The following is a 9,618-nucleotide window of genomic DNA, read 5'->3' as shown; positions in this document are numbered from 1 at the left end:
TTACTCGACCTCGACCGGGGCGCCTTGCAGGCGCTGCAAGGCTTCGTTCACGGAGGCCGGCATCAGTTGGCGCAGACAGTTGTAATGCCCGAACCGGCAGGTACGATCAAAACACGGACTGCAATCGAGGCCCAACCGGACGATTTCCACCTGGTCCGCCAAGGGCGGGGTGAAGCCTGGGGAAGTCGAACCATAGACGGCCACCAGCGGGCGGTTCAACGCCGCAGCGACGTGCATCAGGCCGGAGTCGTTGGACACCACCGCGTCGGCGCAGGACAGCAGATCGATGGCCTCGGCCAACGAAGTCGAGCCGCTGAGGTTCACCGACTCTTCCCGCAGGCCGGGAATCAGCCACTGGCGAATATCTTCGCCAACCCCATGGTCATTCTTCGAGCCGAACAGCCAGACCTGCCAACCCTCGCGAATTTTCGCCTCGGCGACTTTTGCGTAATGCTCCGCCGGCCAGCGCTTGGACTCACCGAATTCGGCACCCGGGCACAAGGCCAGGACCGGGCGATCCAGCACCAGCTCGAACTTACCCAGTGCCGCTGCGCGACTGGCCGGGTCGATGCGCAGGTTCGGTCGGGGATAAGGCGTCGGCAGCTCGATCCCCGATTCATAGGCCAGGGCCATGAACCGTTCGATCATCAGCGGGTAGCGTTGCGGGTCCAGCTTGCGCACATCATTGAGCAGGCCGTAGCGCAATTCGCCGCGCCAGCCGGTGCGTTTCGGAATGCCGGCAAAAAATGGCACCAGCGCCGACTTCAGCGAGTTGGGCAACAGGATCGCCTGATCATACTGGCCAGCCAGGGATTTGCCGATCCTGCGCCGAGTAGCCAGCTCCAAGACACCGTGACCGAGCGGAAAGCTCAAGGCCGCACGCACTTGGGGCATGCGTTCGAGGATCGGGCGGCTCCACTCGGGGGCCAGCACATCGATCTCGCACTGTGGGTGACGTTGTTTCAGGCACTGGAACAGTGTCTGAGCCATCACCATGTCACCGACCCAACTGGGCCCTACGATGAGAATCTTCATAAATATCCCGGAAACGATCAGGGAGGCCTGCGGCCTCCCCGGTCTTTGCGTGTCCAGTGGCCTGTAGGCTGGTTCTGTGAGTCAATTTCGGCGCCAGAAGTCCCGACCGGCGTTGCTGTTTCTTGCCATAGCGGGCTATGGCTCGTCACAGCGCCCTGGCCATGGGCTTCTGGCATCGAACTTGAGCTAACGAACTCACCATACAGGCTACTAGCTTAGTCCCAGCTCGGCCCAGATCCGCATCACATCGCGGCGCTCGACCACAAACTGGTCGCCGCCGATGACGCCGGCTTCTTTCTGCAAGGCCTGGCGATGGGCAGCGGTACGGTAGGCCTTGTAGGCCTCGCGCAGCAGGGCAGCATCGCTCGCGGGGATCAGCCCGGCCAGCTCCAATCCCTCAAGAATGCGAATGTTATCCGTGTAGCGCAGTAACGCCGGGTGCTCTTTCGACCAGGCCAAAGTCGCGTATTGCACCATAAATTCAATATCGACGATACCTCCGGCGTCCTGCTTGAGGTCGAAGGGTGCCGAGGCGTCAAAGGCATTGGCCGCCGTGCCGGCCACAGTCGCCTTGCTGCCGAGGTTGTCACGCATCTTGGCGCGCATCTCGCTGACCTCCTGGCGCAAGGTCGGCAGATCCCGCTCGCGCCCCAGCACTGCCGCGCGGACCTTCTCGAAGCGCCTCCCAACGCCTTGGCAACCCACCAGTACCCTGGCGCGGATCAGCGCCTGATGCTCCCAGGTCCAGGCCTCGTTCTGCTGATAACGCTCGAATGCCCCGAGGGAACTGACCAACAGGCCGGAAGCTCCGGATGGCCGCAGGCGCATATCCACTTCATAGAGCTGGCCGGAGTTGGTCTGGGTAGTCAGCAGGTGAATGATCCGCTGTCCCAGCCGAGTGAAGAACTGCGCAGTGTCGATGGGCTTGGCGCCATCGGTCTCGGCAATCGGGTCGCCATCATGGATAAATACCAGGTCGAGATCCGAACCGTGCCCCAGTTCGATCCCGCCGACCTTGCCATAACCGACAATGATAAAGCCGGGGTCGCACAGGCTGCCATCCGCCCGTCGCGGCGAGCCATACTTGCCGACAGTCTGGCGCCAGGCCAGGGCCAGCACTTGCTCCAGGATTGCCTCGGCGAGCCAGGTCAGGTAATCGCTGACCTTCATCAGCGCCAGGCTGCCGGAGATTTCCGAGGCGGCAACCCGTAGCCGATGCGCCAGCTTGAAGTGGCGCAAGGCCTCCATCTGTTGTTCGAGGTCGTCCTCGGGAATCCGCGTCAAGCGCTCGCGTAATTCGGCGGCCAACTCCGGCGCCAACGGCGGCTTGAATAGCCGGCCTTCGTTGAGCAATTCGTCCAGCAACATCGGGAAGCGGGTAATCTGCTCGGCAATCCATGGACTGGCGGCGCACAAGGTCAACAACTGGCGCAGCGCGCCGGGGTTTTCCGTGAGCAGCACCAGATAGGCGGAACGCCGTGCAACTGCCTCGACCAAGGGCAGTACTCGCTCCAGCACCAGGTTTGGATTGGCCTGCTCGACCGCCTGGGCCAGCAAGCGTGGGATAAAGGCATCCAGGCGCTCGCGACCGAGGCGTTGCATGGCGCGCAATTGCGGGCTGGCGCGCAATGCCGCCAGTTGCTTCAGCGCCTTGGGCGCGTCGTTGAACCCAGCCTCCTCCAATTGACGACAAGCGGCCTCTTCATCCCGGATCTCCTCCCATAGCGGTAGCCACTCTGCGCCTACGGCGACCTGACATTCTTCCCCGTCTTCCTCATCTGGGTCGGCGATGACCTGGCGGAAGTGCCAGTCGACCCGAGCACGCCAGTACATCAATTGCTCATGGAACGCCGCCCAATTGTCGAAGCCGAGCATAAAGGCAATGCGCGCCTGATCCGTCTCGTCGGCGGGCAGCATCTGGGTCTGGCGATCGGCAATCGCCTGGATCGCGTGCTCGGTGTAGCGCAGGAATTGGTAACCATCGCGCAACTCGGCAATCACCGCCGGTGGCAAATAGCCCTGGCCCTCCAGGGTAGCGAGGACTTTCAGCAAAGGCCGTTGTTGCAGGCTCAAGTCACGCCCGCCGTGAATCAGTTGGAAGGCCTGGGCAATGAACTCGACCTCACGGATCCCGCCGGAGCCCAGCTTGATATTCTCGGCCATACCTTTACGACGGACTTCCTGCTGGATCAGTTGCTTCATGGTGCGCAACGCCTCGATTGCAGAAAAGTCCAGGTACCGCCGGTAGACGAACGGTCGCAGCATTTCCAGCAACTGCGCACCCGCTACCTGGTCGCCGGCCACGACTCGGGCCTTGATTATCGCGTAACGTTCCCAATCACGGCCCTGGTCCTGGTAATACTGTTCCAGCGCATTGAAGCTCAGCACCAGCGCCCCAGCCGAACCGTAGGGCCGCAGGCGCATGTCGACGCGAAAGACAAAACCATCCACAGTGATCGGGTCCAGCGCCTTGATCAACCGCTGCCCCAGGCGGATAAAGAACGCTTGGTTATCCAACGGGCGCTTGACTCCAACCGTTTCGCCGCCTTCCGGGTAAGCGAAGATCAGATCAATGTCGGAGGACAGGTTCAACTCCATGGCCCCGAGCTTGCCCATGCCGAGGACGACCATCTGCTGTGGCTCGCCGCTGCGTCGACCGGTGGGCGTGCCGAACTGCAGGCAATGGCGCTGATATAACCACCGGTAGGCCTGGTCGATACTGGCATCGGCCAGGTCCGAGAGATCGCGACAGGTCTGCATCAGGTCCGCCTGGCGCGTCAGGTCGCGCCAGATAATCCGCACCTGCTGGCGGGTCCGCTGGCGCCGTAATACATGCCCCAACTCATCCTCACTGTCGGCCTGCTGCGCCGCGGCGGCGATCTGCCCACACATTTCCCCCGGGGCGAATCCGCGATCCAGATCTCCGAACTGCACCAGCTCCAGCAACATCAAAGGGTCACGAACCGACTGTTCAATAAAAAAGTCGCTCGCGGCGCTGACCCTGGCGAAGTCCGTCCAGCGTTCGGGCGACCAGCCGGCCAGTCCATGATCGTCGTCCAGCGTGGCGACCGCAGCGCGCAACGACTGCTCGGCGCGGCGGACAAAAGGCAGGAGAATGCTTGGCAAAACGGCTCGTGCAGGTACGCTCATGGTCTATCCTTGATCGTCGAACAAACAGCCGTAAACTGTGACGGCAAGAAACACACACTGAAAAGGCCTGTCGAACAAAAGTTAGAAATAGCTGATAATCGCTTTTTTTTGGCAGTCAGCATCAAGCGTCTACCTGATAATGTTTATTTTCGACCAACAATATCGATTATTCTCACAACGTAACAGGAAGTTTTCGCTCGCTGATCTGTAGTTTTACTACTCGTCTATACATTCGGAAAGCTGAAATGCTCGACGATTTGTAGTAAAACTACAGGCCCGCCGGAACAACCTCCGGACCATCCAAGACTTTATGTCGTCTGCCCACAAGGCCAGTCGCAAACTCAGGCAACCGATTCTGGAAGCCTTTCCGCCCTGGAGCAAGCCATGCAAGACCTCGATCCCGTCGAAACCCAGGAATGGCTGGACGCCCTGGAATCGGTTCTCGACAAAGAAGGCGAAGACCGTGCTCACTACCTGATGACCCGTATGGGCGAACTCGCGACCCGTAGCGGTTCGCAACTGCCCTACGCCATCACCACGCCGTATCGCAACACGATTCCCGTCACCCACGAAGCACGCATGCCTGGCGACCTGTTCATGGAACGCCGCATTCGCTCGCTGGTGCGCTGGAACGCAATGGCCATGGTAATGCGCACGAACTTGAAAGATTCTGACCTGGGCGGTCACATCTCCAGTTTCGCCTCCAGCGCTACCCTGTATGACATTGGTTTCAACTACTTCTTCCAGGCCCCGACCGACGAGCACGGCGGTGACCTGATCTACTTCCAAGGCCATACCTCGCCTGGCGTCTACGCCCGCGCGTTCATGGAAGGGCGCATCAGCGAAGAACAGATGAACAACTTCCGCCAGGAAGTCGACGGTCAGGGCCTGTCGTCCTACCCGCACCCTTGGCTGATGCCCGATTTCTGGCAATTCCCCACCGTATCCATGGGCCTGGGCCCGATCCAGGCGATCTACCAGGCACGTTTCATGAAGTACCTGGAAGCCCGTGGCTTCATCCCGCAGGGCAAGCAGAAAGTCTGGTGTTTCCTGGGTGACGGCGAGTGCGACGAGCCGGAATCCCTCGGCGCCATTTCCCTGGCTGGCCGCGAGAAGCTGGACAACCTGATCTTCGTCATTAACTGCAACCTGCAGCGCCTCGATGGTCCGGTTCGCGGCAACGGCAAGATTATCCAGGAACTCGAAGGCGTGTTCCGTGGCGCCCATTGGAACGTCACCAAGGTCATCTGGGGCCGCTTCTGGGACCCACTGTTGGCCAAGGACGTCGACGGCATCCTGCAGCGGCGCATGGACGAAGTCATCGACGGCGAGTATCAGAACTACAAGGCCAAGGACGGCGCGTTCGTCCGCGAGCACTTCTTCAACACCCCAGAACTCAAAGCAATGGTCGCCGATCTGTCCGACGACGAGATCTGGAAGCTCAACCGTGGCGGCCACGACCCGTACAAGGTCTACGCGGCGTATCACGAAGCGGTTAACCACCAGGAACAACCGACCGTCATCCTGGCCAAGACCATCAAGGGTTATGGCACCGGTGCCGGCGAAGCGAAAAACACCGCGCACAACACCAAGAAAGTCGATGTCGACAGCCTGAAGTTGTTCCGTGACCGCTTCGACATCCCGGTCAAGGACGCCGACCTCGAACACCTGCCGTTCTTCAAGCCGGAAGAAGGCAGCGCCGAAGCCCGTTACCTGGCCGAACGTCGTACCGCGCTGGGCGGTTTCGTGCCACAGCGGCGCGCCCAGAGCTTCAGCGTGCCGACACCGTCCCTCGATACCCTCAAGGCTATCCTCGACGGCTCCGGCGACCGTGAAATTTCCACCACCATGGCTTTCGTGCGAATTCTCGCGCAACTGGTCAAGGACAAGGAAATCGGCCCACGCATCGTCCCGATCATCCCGGACGAAGCCCGTACCTTCGGTATGGAAGGTATGTTCCGTCAGTTGGGCATCTACTCCTCCGTCGGCCAGCTCTACGAGCCAGTCGATAAAGACCAGGTGATGTTCTACAAAGAAGACAAGAAGGGCCAGATCCTCGAAGAAGGCATCAACGAAGCGGGCGCCATGAGCTCCTTCATTGCCGCCGGTACTTCGTACTCCAGCCACAACCAGCCGATGTTGCCGTTCTACATCTTCTACTCGATGTTCGGCTTCCAGCGGATCGGCGACCTGGCCTGGGCCGCCGGCGACAGCCGTACCCGTGGCTTCCTGATCGGCGGCACCGCCGGTAGAACCACGCTGAACGGCGAGGGCCTGCAGCACGAAGACGGTCACAGCCATATCCTGGCCGCCACCATCCCTAACTGCCGCACGTTCGATCCTACCTACGGCTACGAGCTGGCGGTGATCATCCAGGACGGCATGAAGAAGATGACCGAAGAGCAACAGGACATCTTCTACTACATCACCGTGATGAACGAGTCCTACCAACAGCCGGCCATGCCAGCCGGTGCTCCGGAAGGCATCATCAAGGGCATGTACCTGCTCGAAGAAGACACCAAGGAAGCGGCTCACCACGTGCAACTGATGGGCTCCGGCACCATTCTGCGCGAAGTACGTGAAGCGGCGAAGATCCTGCGCGAGCAATTCAACGTCGGCGCCGATGTCTGGAGCGTGACCAGCTTCAACGAACTGCGCCGCGACGGCCTGGCGGTGGAACGCAGCAACCGCCTGCACCCCGGCCAGAAGCCGAAGCTGAGCTATGTCGAAGAATGCCTCAACGGTCGCAAGGGTCCGGTGATTGCTTCTACCGACTACATGAAATTGTTTGCTGAACAGATCCGCCAGTGGGTCCCTTCCAAGGAGTTCAAGGTCCTGGGTACCGACGGTTTTGGCCGCAGTGACAGCCGTAAGAAGCTGCGTCACTTCTTCGAGGTCGATCGTCATTTCGTGGTGTTGGCAGCCCTGGAAGCCTTGGCTGACCGTGGCGACATCGAACCTAAAGTGGTGGCCGAAGCCATCGTCAAGTTCGGGATCGACCCGGAAAAACGCAACCCCCTGGACTGCTGAGGAGACACCCCGTGAGCGAACTCATTCGCGTACCTGACATCGGCAGCGGTGAAGGTGAAGTCATTGAATTGTTTGTGAAGGTCGGCGATCGCATCGAAGCCGACCAGAGCATCCTCACGCTGGAATCGGACAAGGCGAGCATGGAAGTGCCTGCGCCGAAGGCCGGCATCATCAAGAGCCTGAAAGTGAAGCTGGGCGACCGCCTGAAAGAAGGCGACGAACTGCTTGAGCTGGAAGCCGAAGGTGGCGCTGCCACGGCCCCCGCGGCTGGCAGCGCACCGGCGGCCAAGGCTGACGCCAAACCGGCTGCGGCGCCAGCAGCCCCGGCTCCGGCGCCTGCCGCCGCGCCTGCCGCCGCCACTACCCAGCAAGTGCACGTTCCGGATATCGGCTCGGCGGGCAAGGCCCAGATCATCGAGATCTCGGTCAAGGTCGGCGACTCCATCGAGGCTGATCAATCGCTGATCACCCTGGAATCCGACAAGGCCAGCATGGAAATCCCATCGCCCGCCGCTGGCGTGGTCAAGAGCATCAGCGTCAAGCTCAACGACGAAGTCGGCACCGGCGACCTGATCCTGGACCTGGAAGTAGCGGGCGCGGCAGCACCGGCTGCCGCCGCCCCCGCTCAGGCTGCCGCACCTGCCGCCGCTGCTCCGGCGCCAGCCACGGCAGCCCCAAGCGCACCGGTGGCCGACAGCGTTCAGGATATTCACGTCCCGGATATCGGTTCGTCGGGCAAGGCCAAGATCATCGAAGTGCTGGTCAAGGCAGGCGACACCGTCACCGCCGACCAGTCGCTGATCACCCTGGAGTCCGACAAGGCCAGCATGGAAATTCCATCGCCTGCCGCTGGCGTGGTGGAAAGCGTTGCCATCAAGCTAGACGACGAGGTGGGTACTGGCGACCTGATCCTGAAACTGAAAGTCAAAGGGGCAGCGCCTGCGGCTGCTCCGGCCGCTGCCGCACCTGCACCTGCACCTGCGGCCACCAAGGCCGAAGCGGCTCCAGCCGCCGTCGCGCCCGCCGCACCGGCCAAACCCGGTGCCAAGGTCCACGCGGGCCCGGCCGTGCGCCAATTGGCTCGCGAGTTCGGCGTTGAGCTGAGCTCGGTCAGCCCAAGCGGTCCGCACGGTCGCGTGCTCAAGGAAGACGTGCAGGTTTACGTCAAAGCCATGATGCAGCAGGCCAAGCAAGCACCGACCGCCGCAGGCGGTGCAACCGGCGGCGCGGGTATCCCGCCGATTCCGGTCGTGGACTTCAGCCGCTTCGGTGAAACCGAAGAAGTGCCGATGACTCGCCTGATGCAGATCGGCGCGTCGAGCCTGCACCGCAGCTGGTTGAACATTCCGCACGTGACTCAGTTCGATTCGGCGGATATCACCGAGCTGGAAGCGTTCCGGATTGCGCAGAAAGCCGTTGCGGAGAAGGCTGGCGTCAAGCTGACCATCCTGCCGCTGCTGCTCAAATCCTGTGCGCACCTGCTCAAGGAGCTACCGGACTTCAACAGCTCGTTGGCGCCAAGCGCCAAGGCGATCATCCGTAAGAAGTATGTGCACATCGGCTTCGCCGTCGACACCCCTGAGGGCCTGTTGGTACCGGTCATCAAGAACGTCGACCAGAAGAACCTGTTGCAACTGGCAGCCGAAGCCGCTGCGCTGGCCGCCAAGGCCCGCGACAAGAAGCTCACCGCCGACGACATGCAAGGCGCCTGCTTCACCATTTCCAGCCTCGGCCACATTGGCGGCACCGGCTTCACGCCGATCGTCAACGCGCCGGAAGTGGCGATCCTCGGTGTTTCCAAGGCAACCATCCAGCCTGTCTGGGACGGCAAAGCCTTCCAGCCGAAACTGATGCTGCCACTGTCGCTGTCCTACGATCACCGCGTGATCAACGGTGCCGCGGCGGCACGCTTCACCAAACGCCTGAGCGACCTGCTGGCGGATATCCGGACTATCCTGCTGTAGCCCATCACCCGGCCTTCTCTCGCGAGGAGGTCGGGTTCGTCGCATCGATTTCCGAGCGCCACGCTCGTACCTCAACCCCGCCGACTCAGACTGTGTGAAAACCTAGCAATCTGCGCAGTGCTCGAAGAAAATGCTCCGTATCGAAAGATACGGAGCATTTTTCGTTATGGCTTACATCCAGGGACAGTCCCGCAGCCAGACCAGCCTGTTTCCGGTATCGCTGGAAGAGTTGATCCCCGAGGATCACCTCGTTCGCGTTATCGACCTTTACGTCTCCAAACTGGATCTGGTGCGACTAGGCTTTGATAAAGCACTTCCCAAAAGCACCGGCCGGCCTTCTTACGATCCAGCCGATCAGCTAAAACTTTACCTCTACGGTTATTTCCAGCGGATCCGTTCATCACGGCGCCTCGAAGCCGAGTGCCGGCGCAATATCGAA

Annotated in this window: 5 protein-coding genes; 3 read left to right on the top strand and 2 right to left on the bottom strand. The window is 61.1% G+C overall.

Annotated features, from left to right (window positions below; genetic code table 11):
• The gene (waaF, locus tag BMX68_RS10360) at positions 1-1,035 is read right to left on the bottom strand and encodes a lipopolysaccharide heptosyltransferase II (RefSeq protein WP_017133379.1); all 1,035 of its coding nucleotides are present in this window, start codon (positions 1,033-1,035) and stop codon (positions 1-3) included.
• A 210-nt stretch (positions 1,036-1,245) separates the two neighbouring features.
• The gene (gene glnE / locus BMX68_RS10355; protein ID WP_017133380.1) at positions 1,246-4,185 is read right to left on the bottom strand and encodes a bifunctional [glutamate--ammonia ligase]-adenylyl-L-tyrosine phosphorylase/[glutamate--ammonia-ligase] adenylyltransferase; all 2,940 of its coding nucleotides are present in this window, start codon (positions 4,183-4,185) and stop codon (positions 1,246-1,248) included.
• Between the two features lie 384 nt (positions 4,186-4,569).
• Between glnE and aceE the strand changes: the two genes are divergently transcribed.
• The 3 genes from aceE to BMX68_RS10340 all read left to right on the top strand — a co-directional run.
• Positions 4,570-7,215 (top strand): pyruvate dehydrogenase (acetyl-transferring), homodimeric type, encoded by a 2,646-nt coding sequence (gene aceE, locus BMX68_RS10350; protein WP_017133381.1) that lies wholly within the window; start codon positions 4,570-4,572, stop codon positions 7,213-7,215.
• 11 nt (positions 7,216-7,226) lie between these two features.
• Positions 7,227-9,179 carry a dihydrolipoyllysine-residue acetyltransferase gene (aceF, locus tag BMX68_RS10345; RefSeq protein WP_060783599.1) on the top strand — a complete coding sequence of 651 codons (1,953 nt, stop codon included), beginning with the start codon at positions 7,227-7,229 and terminating at the stop codon, positions 9,177-9,179.
• A 166-nt stretch (positions 9,180-9,345) separates the two neighbouring features.
• A partial coding sequence (locus BMX68_RS10340; protein WP_177178867.1) for a transposase occupies positions 9,346-9,618 on the top strand: 273 nt, incomplete at its 3' end.

The organism is Pseudomonas agarici, assembly GCF_900109755.1.
GTDB classification, from domain to species: domain Bacteria; phylum Pseudomonadota; class Gammaproteobacteria; order Pseudomonadales; family Pseudomonadaceae; genus Aquipseudomonas; species Aquipseudomonas agarici.
This window is presented reverse-complemented; position numbering and strand designations above follow the sequence as displayed.